The 16,033-nt window shown below is 70.8% G+C and carries 14 protein-coding genes; 5 read left to right on the top strand and 9 right to left on the bottom strand.

The window, feature by feature from the left end; genetic code table 11:
* Nucleotides 1-83: 83 nt before the first annotated feature.
* From ACIQF0_RS05845 to ACIQF0_RS05835, 3 genes are all read right to left on the bottom strand, one after another.
* Nucleotides 84-1,376 carry a hypothetical protein gene (locus tag ACIQF0_RS05845; protein WP_401024909.1) on the bottom strand — a complete coding sequence of 431 codons (1,293 nt, stop codon included), beginning with the start codon at nt 1,374-1,376 and terminating at the stop codon, nt 84-86.
* A 17-nt stretch (nt 1,377-1,393) separates the two neighbouring features.
* The gene (locus ACIQF0_RS05840) at nt 1,394-2,314 is read right to left on the bottom strand and encodes an ArsR family transcriptional regulator (RefSeq protein ID WP_360033340.1); all 921 of its coding nucleotides are present in this window, start codon (nt 2,312-2,314) and stop codon (nt 1,394-1,396) included.
* Nucleotides 2,315-2,411: 97 nt separating this feature from the next.
* Nucleotides 2,412-2,966: a TetR/AcrR family transcriptional regulator gene (locus ACIQF0_RS05835; protein ID WP_360033337.1), complete on the bottom strand. Its 555-nt coding sequence runs from the start codon at nt 2,964-2,966 to the stop codon at nt 2,412-2,414.
* A gap of 82 nt (nt 2,967-3,048) precedes the next feature.
* On the opposite strand from ACIQF0_RS05835, the gene ACIQF0_RS05830 reads away from it, so the two are divergent.
* Nucleotides 3,049-4,416, top strand: coding sequence for an MFS transporter (locus ACIQF0_RS05830; protein WP_401024906.1), 1,368 nt, complete (start codon nt 3,049-3,051; stop codon nt 4,414-4,416).
* On the opposite strand, the gene ACIQF0_RS05825 is transcribed toward ACIQF0_RS05830, so the two are convergent.
* The gene (locus ACIQF0_RS05825) at nt 4,367-4,525 is read right to left on the bottom strand and encodes a hypothetical protein (protein ID WP_360033331.1); all 159 of its coding nucleotides are present in this window, start codon (nt 4,523-4,525) and stop codon (nt 4,367-4,369) included. The genes ACIQF0_RS05830 and ACIQF0_RS05825 overlap by 50 nt on opposite strands.
* 19 nt (nt 4,526-4,544) lie before the next feature.
* On the opposite strand from ACIQF0_RS05825, the gene ACIQF0_RS05820 reads away from it, so the two are divergent.
* Nucleotides 4,545-5,159 (top strand): hypothetical protein, encoded by a 615-nt coding sequence (locus ACIQF0_RS05820; protein WP_360033328.1) that lies wholly within the window; start codon nt 4,545-4,547, stop codon nt 5,157-5,159.
* Here the strand turns inward: ACIQF0_RS05820 and ACIQF0_RS05815 are convergent.
* Nucleotides 5,152-6,285 carry a glycerate kinase gene (locus ACIQF0_RS05815; protein WP_401024902.1) on the bottom strand — a complete coding sequence of 378 codons (1,134 nt, stop codon included), beginning with the start codon at nt 6,283-6,285 and terminating at the stop codon, nt 5,152-5,154. The genes ACIQF0_RS05820 and ACIQF0_RS05815 overlap by 8 nt on opposite strands.
* 8 nt (nt 6,286-6,293) lie before the next feature.
* Nucleotides 6,294-7,784: an SLC13 family permease gene (locus tag ACIQF0_RS05810; RefSeq protein WP_401027716.1), complete on the bottom strand. Its 1,491-nt coding sequence runs from the start codon at nt 7,782-7,784 to the stop codon at nt 6,294-6,296.
* Nucleotides 7,785-7,937: 153 nt separating this feature from the next.
* On the opposite strand from ACIQF0_RS05810, the gene ACIQF0_RS05805 reads away from it, so the two are divergent.
* On the top strand, nt 7,938-8,141 hold the full coding sequence (locus ACIQF0_RS05805) for a hypothetical protein (RefSeq protein WP_401024899.1): 204 nt from the start codon (nt 7,938-7,940) through the stop codon (nt 8,139-8,141).
* 7 nt (nt 8,142-8,148) lie between these two features.
* Here the strand turns inward: ACIQF0_RS05805 and ACIQF0_RS05800 are convergent, their stop codons facing one another.
* The 3 genes from ACIQF0_RS05800 to ACIQF0_RS05790 are packed head-to-tail and all read right to left on the bottom strand — an operon-like array spanning nt 8,149 to nt 10,377.
* Nucleotides 8,149-8,802, bottom strand: coding sequence for a response regulator transcription factor (locus tag ACIQF0_RS05800; RefSeq protein ID WP_401024896.1), 654 nt, complete (start codon nt 8,800-8,802; stop codon nt 8,149-8,151).
* On the bottom strand, nt 8,799-10,094 hold the full coding sequence (locus ACIQF0_RS05795; RefSeq protein ID WP_401024894.1) for a sensor histidine kinase: 1,296 nt from the start codon (nt 10,092-10,094) through the stop codon (nt 8,799-8,801). The genes ACIQF0_RS05800 and ACIQF0_RS05795 overlap by 4 nt, the downstream gene beginning before the upstream one ends.
* Before the next feature lies 1 nt (nt 10,095).
* Nucleotides 10,096-10,377: a hypothetical protein gene (locus ACIQF0_RS05790; protein WP_401024892.1), complete on the bottom strand. Its 282-nt coding sequence runs from the start codon at nt 10,375-10,377 to the stop codon at nt 10,096-10,098.
* Between the two features lie 118 nt (nt 10,378-10,495).
* Between ACIQF0_RS05790 and ACIQF0_RS05785 the strand changes: the two genes are divergently transcribed.
* Together ACIQF0_RS05785 and ACIQF0_RS05780 are read left to right on the top strand one after the other, a co-directional pair.
* Entirely contained in the window at nt 10,496-13,045 is a 2,550-nt protein-coding gene (locus tag ACIQF0_RS05785; protein ID WP_401024889.1) for a glycoside hydrolase family 97 catalytic domain-containing protein, read from the top strand.
* Nucleotides 13,039-15,906 carry a discoidin domain-containing protein gene (locus ACIQF0_RS05780; RefSeq protein WP_401024887.1) on the top strand — a complete coding sequence of 956 codons (2,868 nt, stop codon included), beginning with the start codon at nt 13,039-13,041 and terminating at the stop codon, nt 15,904-15,906. Before ACIQF0_RS05785 ends, ACIQF0_RS05780 begins: the two co-directional genes overlap by 7 nt.
* Nucleotides 15,907-16,033: the final 127 nt, after the last annotated feature.

Genomic DNA, 16,033 nt, shown 5'->3' with positions numbered 1-16,033 from the left:
TGGGCCCAGCGTCAGCCCACTGCACACTTGGCGCCGAGCACGGGCCGTCAGCTCACCGCACACCTGGCGCCAGGCACGGGCCGTCAGCTCACTGCACACTTGGCGCCGGGCACGGGCCGTTCGACCCGCCCCGCCACCACCGACTGCCCCACCACCACCGACTGCCCCACCACCACCGACTGCCCCACCACCACCGACGAGGTCGGATCGATGCGCTGCGACAGCACGTAGTCCTCGGCGGCCTCAGCCACCCGCCCAAGCCGCTCCAGCACGAAGCCGCGGAGATACGCGGCCCGAGCCGCACCCCAGCCGCCGAGCGCGATCCCCCGGCCATAGGCCTCCAGCGAAGCTTCCAGCTGACCGCACGCGGCCAGCGCGTCGCCCTGCAACGCCCACGTCCTGTGGTCGCCGGGACTGAGCTCGACCAGTTCGCCGGCGTAGCCGACCGCGCGCTGGCCGAGGCCGACGGTGACGTGGGTCTGCACGAGGAACGAGTAGAGGGCGTAGGCCTCGTCCGCCCAGGCGAGCCGGTCCATCTCGGCCGTGTCCGGTGTCGCCGAGGTCAGTGATTCCAGCGCCCGGCCGAGGAGGCGGTGGGTCTCGACGATGTCGTGCCGCACGAACGGAACCGCGGCGATCGCCCGGTGCAGCCGCGCTCGGTGCAGCGCGGCCGCGAAGCCCTTCTGCGGCAGCTCGGACGACGCCTTCATCGCCAACGCGGCGGCGGCCTGCAGGGACGTGGAGTCGGCGCCGCGGGCCGCGTTGCGGAACACCACGAACAACGCCAGGTCGCGGCGCGTCTCGGGAGGGAGCCCGGACCTGGCGCCGCGCAACGCCATCGCCTCCACGGCGGACGTCGGGAGGTGGCAGCGGAGCACGGCGAGCTGTTCCAGCGCGAGCTCGGGTGAGAACGCGTGTTTGCGCGGATCGATCACGCTCAGGCCGATGACCGAGGCCGCGCGCTGCGGATATCCCAGGCGCAGCAACAGATCGCAGGCCAGGCGCCGTTCGGCCGTGCGCAACGAGCCGAGCGCGCGTTCGTGCACCCGCCACCACAGTTCGGAGGCCAGGTCGACCGGGAACTCCGTCATGTCCGGGGCGACGCCGTCGAGCCGGCCCCAGCTCGCGGCCGTCAGCAGCCGCAGCTGGGCGGATGGCGGCTGGTCGAAGCGCGGAACGCCCGCCGAGGCGCCCGTCACGAACGCGCGGGCCATCGCGTGGGTGATGCGCGCGTGCAGCGCGGAAGTCGGGCCGGGGGCCGACAGTCCGGCGTAGACGCCGCAGGCGACGGGAACCTGGGCGGTGCGCAGGGCGCGCAGCCGGACCGCCAGCGCACGGGGACTCGGGTCGGTGCGGTACCGCGGCATCGCGGTCATGGCTGGCCTCCCTGATCTCAGTTCAGCAGTTCCCAGCCGCGCCGGGTCAGGCGGTGGCGGACCGACCTGCCGTTGCGGTGGGTGGACACGAAACCCGCGGTGCGCAGTGCGGTGGCGTGCTGCGACGCCGTGGGCAGGCTGATGCCCACGTGCTTGGCGAGTTCGGTGGTGGTGCGTTCGGAGGTGAGCGCCCGCAGCACCAGCGTCCGCGTGCGTCCCAGCGCCAGTTCGAGGCTGGCGCCGCTCGGCTGAGGCGCGGTGACGGGGTAGAACAGCAGTGGCTGCGGTTCGGCGAACATCGACACCGCCGGGCGGGTCAGCCCGTTGAGCACCGGCACGATGAGCATCCCCGTGCCGCGCAACGAGATCTCGGTGTCCCAGCCCAGTTCGACGTGCAGGGCGGGCGAGGTCCACGAGATCGACGGGTGCAGGTGGCCGAGCAGGTCCCCCAGCCCGCGCGTCACGGCCTGCGACGACCGCAGGCGCACCTCGGCGTCGAACCCCTGCCGCGTCTGCGGCCAGTTCGGGCCGAGCAGGTCGCGGAAACCGGAGTTGAAGGCAGACCTCAGGTCCTGGCGCGAGGTCGGCGTGCCGGCCGCGAACGACCGCAGCCACGGCGAAGTCGTGCCGAGCATGCTCGCGATCTGGTCGCGCACCCGCGTGGACGGCACTTCGAGGACTTGGCGCACGGCGTCGTCGAAGTCGGGCCGCGCGGAGTTGAAGAAGTCGGGAATGAACCGGCCAGGTCTGACCAGTTCGGCGAGCGGACGGATGTGCGGCAGCAGCAGCCGGTCCCAGTTGCCGCTGTGCACCGTGAACACCAGTTCGTACATCGGCAGCGGAGCCGACGCGAACCGCGTGCGCGCCAAATCTTCCAGCTCGAACAGAATTGTCAGTCCGCGCCCCTTGGGCACGGATTCGGACATCACGATCGGCATGTGCTTCCCCCCGGAGTGCCCCCCACTTCCGAAGGTACGCAGACTTCGTTGTCCGGTGTCAGCGTTGTTCCACTTGACAACGTTCTGCGGACAAACCTCAGACGAGCGGGCCCGTCTGCTCGGTGAGCTTCAGCAGCAGGTCACGAGTGTGGTCGCGCTCTTCGTCCGACTCCTGGCCGCGCCACAGCAGATCCGCCAGCGTCACTCCATCGAGTGCACGGGAAATGAGGTCCGCCCGCTGCGGGTGCAGGCCGTCCGAATCGGTCTGCTGCCGCCAGCGGGTCGCCGCGACGTCCATGCGCTGCTGGAGTTCCGGAACGCCGAGCAACGCCGTTACGACAGACGGGTGAGACCACAGGTCGTCCGGCACGAAGGTCGCCCTGATGTGCGCGCGGGTCCAGCGGCCCGGTGTGTCCTCCGGTTCGAGCAGGCTTTCGACCGTCGCGTCGTAGTGGTCGAACCACTCCTCGATCAACCCGACGATCAACGCCTGCTTGGTGCGGAAGTGGTGCAGCAGGCCGCCCTTCGAGACGCCCGCTTCCTTGGCAACGGCGTCAAGGCTGATGTTCGGACCTTGCTCGCTCAACGCGCGCGCGGCCGCTGCGAGCACCTCACGGCGGGTGCGAGGCGCGTTGCGCTGCTCTCCGGGCATGTGATCAACCTAGCGGTTGCTTAGCCGACCGTCCAGACGGTACGTTATTTGCAGACCAGATGGTCGGCTAAGGGGGTTCGTCATGCGGAAGTGGGCAGCGCTCGGCGTGCTCGCGCTCGCGTTGTTGTTGATCGCGGTGGACGGCACGGTGCTCGCGCTGGCGATCCCGGCGCTTCAGCACGAACTGGCGCCCACCGCCGCGCAGGTGCTGTGGATCGGCGACATCTACTCGTTCGTGCTCGGCGGCCTGCTGGTCACGATGGGCACGCTCGGCGACCGCATCGGCCGCAAGAAACTGCTGCTCCTGGGTGCCGCCGGGTTCGGGGCGGCGTCGCTGCTGGCCGCGTTCGCGCCCTCGGCGGGGTGGCTGATCGCGGCCCGCGCCCTGCTCGGCGTGGCGGGCGCGACGATCATGCCGTCGACGCTGTCGATCATCCGCAACCTGTTCACCGATCCCGTCGAACGCAGGCGGGCGGTGGCGGTGTGGGCGGCGATGGCCACGGCCGGCGCGGCGCTCGGGCCGTTGGTCGGCGGCGTGCTGCTGGAGCACTTCTGGTGGGGGTCGGTGTTCATCATCAACCTGCCGGTGATGGCGGCGCTGCTCGTGTTCGGCGCGTGGTGGCTGCCGGAGACCCGCGACCCGAACCCCGGACCGTTCGACCTGGTCAGCGCACTCCTGTCCGCGGTCGGCGTGGTGCCGCTCGTGTACGCGATCAAGGAGGTCGCACTGGTCGGCCCGACGTGGATCGCGTTGACGGCCGGACTCGTGGGCGTGGCGGGGCTGTGGCTGTTCGTGCGACGGCAGCAGACGTCCGCGCACCCGATGATCGACGTCGCGCTGTTCCGCAACCCGGCGTTCAGCGGCGCCGTGGGCGCCACGATGATCGCGGTGTTCGCGCTGACCGGGCTGGTGTTCTTCCTGTCGCAGTACTTCCAGAACGTGCTGGGCTACTCGCCGCTGGAGGCCGGGCTGCGGGAACTGCCGCTCGGTGTCGCGGGCATGCTCGTGATCGCGTTGATCGGACCGGTCGTGCGCAGGCTCGGCGCAGGCCGCGCGATCGCGGCCGGCCTGCTGGTCAGCGCGGGCGGACTGGCGATCATCGGGTTCTCGGCGCGGTACGGCGCGATCGCGGTGGCGTTGGTGGTCGTCGGAGCCGGTGTCGGACTGGCGCTGACCCTGACCACGGACGCCGTGGTGTCGGCCGTGCCCGCGGACAAGGCCGGTGCGGCGTCCGCGGTGTCGGAGACCGCGTACGAACTGGGCGCGGCGCTGGGCATCGCGGTGCTCGGGACCGTGCTGTCTGCGTGGGCCGCGACCGGCACGTTCACGGAGGCCGTGCAGGGCACGGCGTTGGTGGCGGCGGCGCTGCTCGCGGTGGCGGCCTTCGTGGCCTACCGGCTCATTCCGAGCGGGACGCCTCGGCCAGCCGTTCGTGCAACCGTTCCCTGATCTGGTCCGGTGTGTAGGCCTCGCGGCGGCGCTGGTTGCGGGCGACGACCACGCCGCTCGCAGCGACTCCCGCGAAAGCGGCGATGCCGAGCAGCTTCCAGAGCTTCATGTGCCTAGGCTAGTCGGTCATGGCGACAACACTGGACAAAGCCGTCGAGATGACCCGCACCGGCGACGTGTGGGTGTTCCGCGGGCGCAGTGCGGCGGACCGGGCGATCCAGGCCATGACGAACAGCCCGGTCAACCACGTCGGCATGGCGATCGTGATCGACGACATGCCGCCGCTGATGTGGCACGCCGAGCTCGGCAAGTCCCTCAAGGACATGTGGAGCGGCACGCACCAGCGCGGCGCCCAGCTGCACGACCTGCGCGACGCCGTCGTGACGTGGCACGACAAGTACGGGCAGCGGGCCTGGTTGCGGCAGCTCGACCACGAGGTGACGCGCGAGATGGAGGACGCCGCGCTCAGGACGGTGGCACGGCTGGACGGCACTCCGTTCCCGTCCACCGCCAAGCTCGCCTCGCGGTGGGCACGCGGGCGGATTCCGTTGCGGCCCAAGGGAGACGCGACCATCGAGAGCGCGTTCTGCGCGGAGATCGTGGCCGTGACGTACGAGGAGATGGGGCTGCTGCCCCAGCGCAGGCCCAATTGGTACGACCCCGGCCGTTTCTGGAGCGGCGACGACCTCGACCTGCTGGGCGGTGCCAAGCTCGGCAGGGAGATCGAGATCGTCGTCATGTGAGCGCCGCGCCGACCAGGACCAGGCGCAGCGTCCGTTCCGTGGCGTCGGTGAGGAGTTCCGCGGCGGTGGCCATCGCGACGTCGAGCGCGACCGGGGCGGCGATGATGCTGGCGTAGGCGTCGATGCCGACGTCGTGGGTGGCGCGGGCGTTCTCCCCGATCGTGCCGGCGAGCGCGATGACGGGCTTGCCGTGCTTCTTGGCCCGGCGCGCCACCTCCGCGGGCACCTTGCCGTGCGGGGTCTGGCCGTCGATGGCGCCTTCCGCGGTGATGACGAGGTCCGCGTACGGCAGGCGGGCGTCGAGGTCGGAGTGCTCCAGCATCACCTCGAAGCGCGGCACGAGAGTGGCGTTGAGCGCGTGCAGGCCGGCGCCGAGCCCGCCCGACGCGCCGCCACCGGGGATGGTGCGGACCTGCGGGCCGAGCAGGTCCGCCCAGTTGTCCAGGGCGGCGCCGAGGAGTTCGACCTGGGCCGGTGTCGCGCCCTTCTGCGGCCCGAACACCCTCGCCACGCCTCGCTCGCCGCACAACACGTTGTGCTGGTTGCAGGCCACGGTGATCTCGACCTCGTCCAGTCTGGGGTCCACTTCGGACAGGTCGAGCGCCCTGGCGTCGATCAGGGCCGCTCCCCCGCGGTCGATCTCGCGTCCGCGCGCGTCGGTGATCCGCGCTCCCAACGCCTGCAACGCACCGGCGCCGCCGTCGGACGTGCCGGAGTCGCCGCACCCCACCAGGATTCGGTCGACGCCGAGGTCCAGCGCGGCGAGGATGAGTTCGCCGACGCCGTACGTGGTGGTCGTGGCCGGGTCGCGATGGCCGTTCGGGACGAGCCTCAAGCCTGCCGCGGCCGCCATCTCGACCACGGCGGTGCGGGGTCCCGGCCCGCCGAGCAACGCGAAGCCGGCCGGGATCTGCTCGCCGACCGGTCCGGTGACCAGGGTGGGGACGAGCAGGCCGCCGGTGGCCTCCGCGAGTGCTTTGGCGGAGCCCTCGCCGCCGTCGACGAGCGGCGCCTTGTCCACGACCGCACCGGGCACCACCCGGTAGATGCCCTGTTCGATCGCGTCGGCCACCTCACAGGCGTCGAGGGATTCCTTGAAACCGCTGGGAGCTACCAGGAAACGCATCGGTGACCTCATTTCAGTGGGAGGCCGAGGTGCGGCCACAGGAGGACGGCGCAGGCGAGGACGAGCGCGCCGGTGATCGGGGCCAGGACAGCGGAGAGCTTGAGCAGATCCCTGAGGCGGTAGGCGTCGGCGAACAGGGCGACCGGTTTCGCGGACGACGTGAAGGTGTGGCAGAAGCCGGCGGCCGCGGTGGAGGCGAAGGCCAGGGCCGCGGGGTTCAGCCCGGCGGCGAGCGCGAGCGGGATGACGATCGGGATCAGCACCGAGGACCTGGCCGAGCGGGACTGGACGACGAGGTGGGCGGCGAGGCTCACCACCACGACGGTGGGCAGGAGGTAGGACGGGCTGATCAGGGCGGCGATGGTCGCGGCCGCGCCGGAGCCGACCAGGGCGGAGCCGAGCACGGTGGTGGCGGCCATGAACAGCAGGAGGGACCACGGGATCTCGGCCATCGCCTGCTTGAGCGTGGTGGTGCCGAGGCGTGGGGTCGTGATGGCGATGGCGCCTGCCAGGGCGGTGACTTCGGGTGGGACGTGGTGCCAGGGTTCGGTGAGCCAGGCCGCGGAGACGATGGTGAGGATCGCGAGGGCGATGAGTTCAGGCCTGGTCAGGCTGGCGAGGGCCGAGCGGGCGGTCTTGGGCGCGGTCGGTGGTGCAGGCGTGGCGACCGCTCGGGGGTGGGCTGCGGTAGCGCCGGCCGCGGAGCGGTGAGCCTCGGCAGGACGAGCCTCCGTGGGCAACGGGATCGTCAGCGATCCCGACAGCGCCCGAAATTGTCGGTGCTGTCTGGGAGAATTAGAACAGGGGACCCCCGGGAGGGGACCCTCGCTCCGCGCTGCCGTCACCAGCGTGGACTCGTCCGTGCCGAGATCGTTCGCGCCGAGCCTCTCCGCCCGATCCGCGCGGGTCGTGAAGAGCCACAACACCACCTCGGCCGTCACGTGCGCGCTGACCAGGGCGAGCGGCAACCCCAGCACCAGCCACTGCCCGAATCCGATGCCCTCCCCCGTCGCCTGCTCCAGCAACGCACTGGTGATCAGGTGCGCTCCCGCCCCCACCAGAGTCGCCACCGCGGTCAGCAGGATCACCGACGGGAACAACACCCCGAGCGCACGTGACACCCGTGAGTTCACGCGCTCCCGCAAGGCGCCGTAGATGGGCAACGCGAGCGCCGCGCGGCCCGAGGTCGAAGGCACGAGGAAAGCGGTCAGCAGCAAGGCGAACGCCGTCAGGTGCAGCAGCCCGCGCACCGAACGCGCTCGGCCCGCCAACGACGTCGCCAGCCGGGCCGGCAGACCCGCTGCCGAGACGCCGGAAGCCAGTACGAACGCCGCGATCAGCAGCCAGGTCGTCGAGCCGCCCAGCACCGCCAGGGCCGAGGCCGGCAGCACACCGAACAGCAGCAGGACGACCACGGCGGCGAGGGCGACGAACGTGTCGTCCAGCGGCGTGCACGTCCAGAGCACCACCGCCACCGCGAAGACCACCATCGTCAGCATCACGAGAGCGATCCTGCGCAGCCACGCTGATCCAGCCGTGAAGCGCGGATGAAAGAGCCTTCATCTGGTGCCGTCACACGTTCAGCGGGTTCTTCGGCCGCCGGCCGGAGTCATCCTGATACGAGGCACAGGTGACGTGATGAGGGAGTTCCGATGCGTCCAGACCCCTTCAACGAATTCCAGGCCAGAGCGCAGCGAGAGCGGGAAAGGGCGACGGAACGCGCGGAGCGTGCGTCGAGGCCCCGACCTGAGGCCGGGTCCGGAGGCCTGGACGTGGGCATGGTGGTGACGGTGATCGTCGGCCTCGCCGCGTTCCTGGTGTTCGTCCTCGCCATCACCCCGTCCTGGACGTGGTGAACACGCACTAGACGAGGCGATACCCCATGCCGCGCACGGTCTCCACGCGCTCCGCCCCGATCTTGCGGCGCAGCGAGCGCACATACACGTCGACCACGTTGGACCCCGGGTCGAAGTCGTAGCCCCAGACGTGCGACAGGATCTGCTCGCGCACCAGCACCTGGCCGGGGTGCCGCAGGAACAGCTCCAGCAGAGCGAACTCGCGGGCGGTGAGGTCGACCGGACCGGACGGCAGCACGGCCTGGCGGGTGCGCAGGTCCAGCGACAACGTTCCGGCCGACAGCACGGTGGACTCGGGCACGCCGGGTGGGCGCAGCCGGAGGCGCACGCGGGCCAGCAGTTCCTCGAAGCGGAACGGCTTGGTCATGTAGTCGTCGGCACCTCCGGACAGGCCGGCGACGGTGTCGTGCACGGAGTCGCGGGCGGTCAGGATGATCACCGGGGTCTGCACGCCCTGCGCACGCAGTGAGCGCAGCACGGAGAAGCCGTCCAGGTCCGGCAGCCCGAGGTCGAGCACCACCAGGTCGAAGGAGGCGGCCCACGACAACGCGTCCGCGCCAGAGGCGACCACGGACGTGCTGAAGCCGTTGGCGCGCAGGCCCTTCTCCACGAAGGAGGCGATGCGGGCCTCGTCCTCGACGATCAGGATCCGGCCGGTCATCGCGGTACCTCCACCACAAACGTCGCTCCCCGCCCCGCCACCGAACGTACCTGGACGGCACCGCCGTGCGCGTCGGCGATGGCCTTGACGATCGGCAGGCCCAGGCCGGTGGAGCGGGAGAAGAGCAACGACTCGTCGCTCACGCCGGGGCCGGAGTCGGCTATCCAGAAGGAGACCGCGGTGTCCACTGAGGATCCGAACCGGATCGTGGAGCCGTCGGTCGTGTGCCGGACCGCGTTCGAGGCGAGTTGCAGGACGGCCTGGGTCACGCGTTGCGGGTCCAGCACGGCCTCGCCCTCCGCGATCGACTCGAGCACCCAGCGGCGATCGCCCAGGGCGCGGAGCTTGGCGTCGATGTCGCTGGTGAGCTCGGGCAGGCTCACCACGACGGGACGCAGGAAGTCCGGGCGTTCGGACTTGACGAGCAGCAGCAGGTCCTCGACCAGGCGGGCCATGCGGTCGAGTTCGTCGGTGCACAGCCGCACGACCGCGGTGCGTTCCTCCGGTGAGTCGCCGAGCAGTTCCAGGTGGCCGCGGACGATGGTGATCGGCGTGCGCAGTTCGTGCGAGGCGTCGTCGAGGAACTGGCGCTGCAGCCGGAACGAGCGGTCGAGCCGGTCCAGCATCGAGTTGAACTGCTGGGCCAGCGCGGCGACGTCGTCGTTGCCGGAGACCGGGATGCGGCGGGTGAGGTCGTCCTCGGTGATCTCGGCCGCCGCCTGGCGGACCACGCGGATCGGCGCGAGGATCACCCCGGCCACGAACCAGGCGATCAGGGCGGCGATCAGCAGCCCCGCCAGCGACACCAGCACCAGCACGCGCACCGTCGAGTGCACCGGCGCATGTACGCCTTCCTCGAAGTAGCCGGTGACGAACCACATCTCCGCGGGAGCCGCCGCGTGCACCTTCGCCCAGCGGAACGGACCGGCCGGAGTCGACACGACGCCCCAGGGCGCGGCCGAGGAGGTGATCATGCCCAGCACCGCGCGGTCGTTCTCCAGCGCGTAGGTCGTCTCGGCACGCTGGACGAGCACGCCGCTGGGGAGAACGGCTAGGTGGATCTCGTGCTCGTCGGGGTACTGCAGCCGCAGGTGGGCCTCGGCGACGGCCCGTGCGTCGCCGGCGTGCGTCTCGGCGTAGGTGCTGAACTCGCCGGTCTCCTGTTCCAGAGCGCGGTTGACGCGGTCGTCGACGTCGACGAGCAGGAAGCGCCACACCACGACCACGACGGTCCCGAGGACGAGCGTCATGAGGCCGAGGAGCCAGCACATGATCTTCACGCGTGCGGGCACGTCAGTCGTCCTCGCCGTCGTCGTCTTCGACCGGCGGTGGCGGGGGCAGCACGGAGCCGGGTGAGGTCGTGGGAACCGCGGAGGAGGACGGGGCGGGTGGGGCCGATCGTCCTATCTGGACCTCCGGTGCCCGCACGTCGGGCGGCACCGGTCGCGCCACGGTGAGCACGAGCAGCACAGCCGCAAGCGCGCACACCACGCTGAGCACGGCCACGAGGACCGTGCCGGTGCGGGCCGACGGCAGCATGCGACCGACAATGCCCCAGCCGGAGCAGTCCCGCATGAGACCAGGATGAAGATCTCTTCATCTGTCCGCAAATCGACTGATAACTATCAGCCTCTTGACCGGGAACGAACGGCCCCACACGATGGGAGCGGTCTCACACCGGGAGCTGACAACGATGTCACGACTGCTCGTACTCGTGCTCGCCCTGCTGTTGCCCGCCGCGCCCGCCGTCGCCGCACCCGCCGGCTGGACGGTCACAGGCCCTGGCCAAGTCGCCGCGGAAGTAGCCCTGAACAGCGGAAATCTGACTCTGACCGTGCGCAGGCAAGGCAGAACGGTGCTCCAGCCCGCCGCCGTCGGCCTCACGACGACCGCCGCGGACCTCACGAAGGACCTGACGTCCACCGGACGCAGTGACCGCGTTGTCATCGACCGCTACACCATGCCGACCGGCAAGCGGTTGCAGCGCACGACCCGGATGAACGAGGCCACGTTCGGCTTCCGCAACGCGAGCGGCAGCTTCGACCTGGTCGTGCGCGCCTCGGCGGACGGCGTCGCCTACCGCTACGTGCTGCCCGCCCCGGCGACGATCACCGGAGAGGCGTCGAGCTTCAGCGTCCCCGCCGACTCCAGGGCGTGGCTGCTCCCCTACAACGCCTGGTACGAGGCCAACCGCGTGCGCACGACCGCCGGTGAGGCCACCGGCGACTTCGGTTACCCGTCGCTGTTCCAGTCGGGGCAGGACTTCGCGCTGCTCACCGAGTCCGATGTGGACGGCCGGTATGCGGGTAGCAGGTTGCGCAAGAGTGGCAACGGCTTCCAGGTCGTGCTGGCCGACGCGCAGGTCGCCTCGACCGGCACGACGCCGTGGCGCACGGCGATCGTCGGCGATCTCAGCACGGTCAGCACCTCCACGCTCGTGGACGACCTGGCCAGTCCCGCGAAGTTCGCCGACCAGAGCTGGATCAGGCCGGGCAAGGTCGCGTGGTCGTGGCTGAGCGAGCACTCGAGCCCGGGCGACTTCGCGCGGCAGAAGCAGTACGTGGACTTCGCCGCCCGCAACGGCTGGGAGTACGCGCTGGTCGACGAGGGCTGGAGCGCCGCGTGGGTGCCGGAGCTCATCCGGTACGCCCGCGCGCAGGGCGTGGAGATCCTGCTGTGGCTGCGCTGGAGCGACCTCGACACGCCGCAGGAACGCGACACCGTGCTGCCCAGGATCAAGCAATGGGGCGCGAAGGGCGTGAAACTCGACTTCATGGAGTCCGACTCGCAGGACCGTTATCGCTGGTACGACGCGGTGTTGCAGAAGACGGCCGACCTGAAGCTGATGGTCAACTTCCACGGCTCCACCATCCCGCACGGCCTCGCGCGCACGTGGCCGCACGTGCTCACGATGGAGGCTGTGCGCGGCGCCGAGAACTACCCGCCCGCCGCCAACAACCCCGTGCAGTTCTTCACTCGCAACGTCGCCGGGTCGATGGACTACACGCCCGTGTCGCTCGAAGTCGGCACGAAGGAGGCGTCGATCGCGCACGAGGTCGCGCTTCCGGTCGTCTACGAGTCGGGCTGGACGCACTTCGCGGACAAACCCGAGGCCTACGAACGGCATCCGCAGGCGTTGCGCTATCTCGACCAGATCCCGACGGTCTGGGACGAGACCAGGCTGCTCAACGGCGATCCGGACTCACACGCCGTGGTCGCGCGCCGCAACGGCGACAGGTGGTTCGTCGGCGGCATCGCCTCCCAGGAGCGCACTCTCCAGGCGCCGCTCGGGTTCCTCGGCGGCGGGCAGTGGCTGGTGGAGACCGTACGCGATCCCGCCATCCGGGCCGACGTCCTCCGCAGCGGCCAGATCCTGCGCAGTTCCGACACCCTTTCCGTGCCAGTCAAGCAGAACGGCGGCTTCGCGGCCGTCATCTGCCGCTACCGGACGGGGTTGCAGACCTGTGACCAGCCGATCAGGCAGGTCCCGAAGACCACGCTGACCGTCACGCCGACCGGCCAGGTCGACACCCCGGCGGGCTCGACCGTCGAGGTCGCCGGCACGTTCACCAACGGCGACAAGGAGATCCGCGACGTCAAGCTGACCGCCGTCGCACCGGAGGGCTGGTCCGTCAGCGGTCCGGCCGTGCAGCGCAGCAAGCTCGCTCCGGGCGAGTCGATCAGCGGGAGCTGGCAGCTCCGGGCGGGCACGCGGGTCGGCCCGGTGGACGTGCCGATCGTGGCCACCTTCGGCAGCGTGCACGTCGAGCAGGCGGTCAGGGCGTTCGTGCCACCTCCGACGCCGGCGAACGGCGCCCAGGTCAGCGATCTGCCGTTCATGAGCGAGACCAACGGCTGGGGCCCGGCGGAACGCGACAGGTCGAACGGCGAGAACACCGCGGGTGACGGCAACGTGCTGTCCATCGGCGGCACCACCTACGCCAAGGGCATCGGCACGCACGCGCCGTCCGAGATCTCGGTCTACCTCGGCCGCGGCTGCGAGCGCTTCACGGCGAGGATCGGCCTCGACGACGAGACCGAGCAGCCGGGTTCGGTCGCGTTCCAGGTCTACGGCGACGACAAACCGTTGTACGACAGCGGAGTCCTGGTGGGCAAGGGCGCGGCGGTGCCGATCGACGTCGACGTCAGCGACGTCCGGATGCTCAGCCTCCGCGTCACCGATGGCGGCGACGGCCGCAACTTCGACCACGCCGACTGGGCGGAGGCCGCGCTGACATGCTGATCAACCGCAGAACGTTCCTGGTCGCCACGGGTGTGCTGACGGTCGCGCCGAAGGTCTCGGTCGCACAGCTCAAAGACACCTACTACGAGGTGCTGCTCAGGCACACGAAGTGGGCCGAGACCCAGTACGACGCCACCGCCGGACGGTATCGGCGCACGGACTTCGGGTTCGCGGTCGTGCTCGGCAACGCCGTCCTGCTCACCCGAGGCAGCTACGACGCGTCCCTGGCGGGCGTCGAGAAGGACGTTCTGCGCGACCACACGCTCGCCACGATCAAGCACTTCGCGGCGAGCAACGTGCTGGCGGGCGGCACGGAGTGGGGCAAGACCCTGTTCTGGGACACCACGTTCCAGTCCTACTTCGTGCTGGCCGCCCGTCTGCTCTGGCCGGACCTCGACGCGCCGACCCGGGCGAACGTGGAGGCGATCGCCCGCGGCCAGGCCGACTACACGACCTCGCTCGGCACCGCGAACGACCCGCGTTCCGGCAGTTGGACGCCGAACGGCCTGACCGGCGGCCATCGAGGCGACACCAAGCTGGAGGAGATGGGCGTCTACGCCCAGGCACTCGCGCCCGGACTGGCCTGGCACGGCGACGGGCCGGGCTGGCGCGAGGCGTTCGGCCGCTGGAGCCGCAACGAGGCGGGCCTGCCCGCCGCCGACCTCGCCAATCCCTCCACAGTGGACGGCACAGCGATCTCGGGCAACACCGCGACGAACCTCCACGACACGTTCATAGTGGAGAACCACGGCTCGTTCGGCCCGCACTACCAGGAGGAGCTCTGGCGCACCTCCGGCCGCAACGCCGTGCACTTCCTGCTCGCCGGACGGCCGCTGCCCGAGGTGCTGACCAAACAGCCCAACGGGGAACTGTTGTGGCGCAGCATCCTCGCCACGATGAGCGACGCCGGCGAGCCGTTGATGCCGATGGTCAACGACCGGGAACACCTCTACGGCCGTGACGTCATCCCGCTCGCCTTCCGCTCCACGGTGCTGCGCGACCCGATGGCGGCGTGGGCCGAGTCGGCACTCGCGTCCCGGTTGCTCGCCTACCAGGCACATCCGCCCGTGTACCGGCTCGCGAAGTTCTCCGGTGAAGCCAAGTACGAGCCGGAGGCGCGCGCGGAGCTCGCGATCAGCTACCTGCTGCACGAGCTGCGCCCACCGGTGGCGCCGGCGTCGGACTTCTTCGCCCGCGCCGCGATCACGATCGACCACGGCGCCGACCCCGGCCTGCTGACCCACCAGTCGGCGGCCGCGTGGGCGGGCACGGTGACCAAGCCGGGGTTCACGAAGCTCGCCTGGCAGCCCGCGCACGACGACTGGCTGTTCAAGGTCAGCGGCGCGACCCCGATGCTGCTGCCGTCTGTCGCGGTCACGGGTCGCAATGCCGTGGTGTACCAGCAGATCCGGGACGGCTTCGACGGCACCGCGAGCCTGCTGCGGTTCGCGGACGGGTTCGCCGGCACCGCCACCCTGCCGACCGGCACGATCGTGTGCGCGCTCCCCCGCCCCGGCCGGGTCGACGTGCACAACCTCGCGATGGCCGGGATGCCGGGGCTGAGCGGCTCGCGCACCTACACGGGATCGGCGGGCCGCGTCACGGTCCAGGCGCGCGAGGGGTTCCGGGTCGACGAGCTGACGTTCCCGGCGACCTCCGCACGGTACGTCCGCATGCTCGGCATCACCCCGCACTCCACCTACGGCTACTCGCTGTTCGAGTTCGAGGCGGGTCAGGGCACGGCGACGGCGTCGTCGTTCGATCCCGGCTACGAACCGGCGAAGGCAACGGACGGCAACACGGCCACGCGCTGGGCCGTAGCCCGTGCCGAACGCGGCCGCGCGGACAGCTGGATCTCGGTCGACCTCGGCGCCGCCACGACCGTGCAACGCGTGCGCTTGCGTTGGGAGACAGCGGCCGCGGTCGCGTACCGCATCGAGACCTCACTGGACGGCGCCACGTGGACGACGGTGGCCGAGTACCCGCGCCCGGATCTCAGCACGCCGGGCTGGCTCGACGTGGACGGCCGGGCGGGGTTCGTCGCACGCTCCGCCGAGCCGATCACGGTGCAGGGCGACACGATCACCGTCCCCGCGGGCCTCGTCGAGGGGTACGTCCGCGCCGACCTGCGCAAGATCGCGGCGGAAGAGCCCCCGCAGTGCCCTCCGGGAGTGCGCGCGAGCACTGCGGACGGGTTCCTCAGCCTGTTCAACCTGTCCGGCGCCGACGTCACCGGAACAGTCCGGCTGCGCGGCACCCGGCTGTACCGGGGCACGCAGGTCACCACCCGCGACGGCACCGACTACGCACTGACCCTGCCCGCCGCGACCGCGCGGATCGAGGCACCGTGGTTCACCGCTCGCGGCCTCCCCGCGGGCATCACCGCCGTCGTGCACGACGGGCAGCGGGTCACTTTTCGCGGTGGCCCGGCCATGTTCGTGCTGACCCACCGCGACGGACACAGCCTCCCGGTCGTCCTTGGCCGGGCCGAGCGCACGGTGACCATGCCGCTGGCCACACCGTTCCCGATCGACGACCTCGCGCTGGGCCGCGTCACGTTCCCGAACTCCGTGCTGCCGGCCGGGATGAGCGATCCGGGAGCGGCGGTCGACGGCGACCAGCGCACCGCGTGGAAGCCGGGACGAGACGGCCGCATGGTGGTGGATCTCGGGGCGGTCCACGACGTTCAGGTCGCTCTCAAGTGGACGGTCGGGCCGGTGCCGCCGCACACCGTCACGTACAGCGTGGACGGAAGGGCCTACGGCTCGGTCACGGCCGCGCGGTACGTCGCCGTGTCGACCGGCTGGCGTCCAGGGCACGCCTCGCTGCAGAGCGTCGTGGTGCGGGCTCGCTCGAACTGACGACGATTCGGGCGGGATCACCCGATCCGGCGACCTCACGTCCTTCCCAGGCGCGCCGACTCGTCCGATGTGGACACGGCGGGCAGGCTGTCACCACGTCATCGTTGAAGCACGGGGAAGGAACGAC

The organism is Lentzea sp. NPDC092896, assembly GCF_044754905.1.
Classification (GTDB): Bacteria; Actinomycetota; Actinomycetes; order Mycobacteriales; family Pseudonocardiaceae; genus Lentzea.
This window is presented reverse-complemented; position numbering and strand designations above follow the sequence as displayed.

Excerpts from the sequence above, each read along its gene's own strand:
- ACIQF0_RS05845 (WP_401024909.1), bottom strand. The coding sequence starts at position 1,376 with ATGACCGCGATGCCGCGGTACCGCACCGACCCGAGTCCCCGTGCGCTG.
- ACIQF0_RS05840 (WP_360033340.1), bottom strand. The coding sequence starts at position 2,314 with ATGCCGATCGTGATGTCCGAATCCGTGCCCAAGGGGCGCGGACTGACA.
- ACIQF0_RS05835 (WP_360033337.1), bottom strand. The coding sequence starts at position 2,966 with ATGCCCGGAGAGCAGCGCAACGCGCCTCGCACCCGCCGTGAGGTGCTC.
- ACIQF0_RS05830 (WP_401024906.1), top strand. The coding sequence starts at position 3,049 with ATGCGGAAGTGGGCAGCGCTCGGCGTGCTCGCGCTCGCGTTGTTGTTG.
- ACIQF0_RS05825 (WP_360033331.1), bottom strand. The coding sequence starts at position 4,525 with ATGAAGCTCTGGAAGCTGCTCGGCATCGCCGCTTTCGCGGGAGTCGCT.
- ACIQF0_RS05820 (WP_360033328.1), top strand. The coding sequence starts at position 4,545 with ATGGCGACAACACTGGACAAAGCCGTCGAGATGACCCGCACCGGCGAC.
- ACIQF0_RS05815 (WP_401024902.1), bottom strand. The coding sequence starts at position 6,285 with ATGCGTTTCCTGGTAGCTCCCAGCGGTTTCAAGGAATCCCTCGACGCC.
- ACIQF0_RS05810 (WP_401027716.1), bottom strand. The coding sequence starts at position 7,784 with ATGCTGACGATGGTGGTCTTCGCGGTGGCGGTGGTGCTCTGGACGTGC.
- ACIQF0_RS05805 (WP_401024899.1), top strand. The coding sequence starts at position 7,938 with ATGCGTCCAGACCCCTTCAACGAATTCCAGGCCAGAGCGCAGCGAGAG.
- ACIQF0_RS05800 (WP_401024896.1), bottom strand. The coding sequence starts at position 8,802 with ATGACCGGCCGGATCCTGATCGTCGAGGACGAGGCCCGCATCGCCTCC.
- ACIQF0_RS05790 (WP_401024892.1), bottom strand. The coding sequence starts at position 10,377 with ATGCGGGACTGCTCCGGCTGGGGCATTGTCGGTCGCATGCTGCCGTCG.
- ACIQF0_RS05785 (WP_401024889.1), top strand. The coding sequence starts at position 10,496 with ATGTCACGACTGCTCGTACTCGTGCTCGCCCTGCTGTTGCCCGCCGCG.
- ACIQF0_RS05780 (WP_401024887.1), top strand. The coding sequence starts at position 13,039 with ATGCTGATCAACCGCAGAACGTTCCTGGTCGCCACGGGTGTGCTGACG.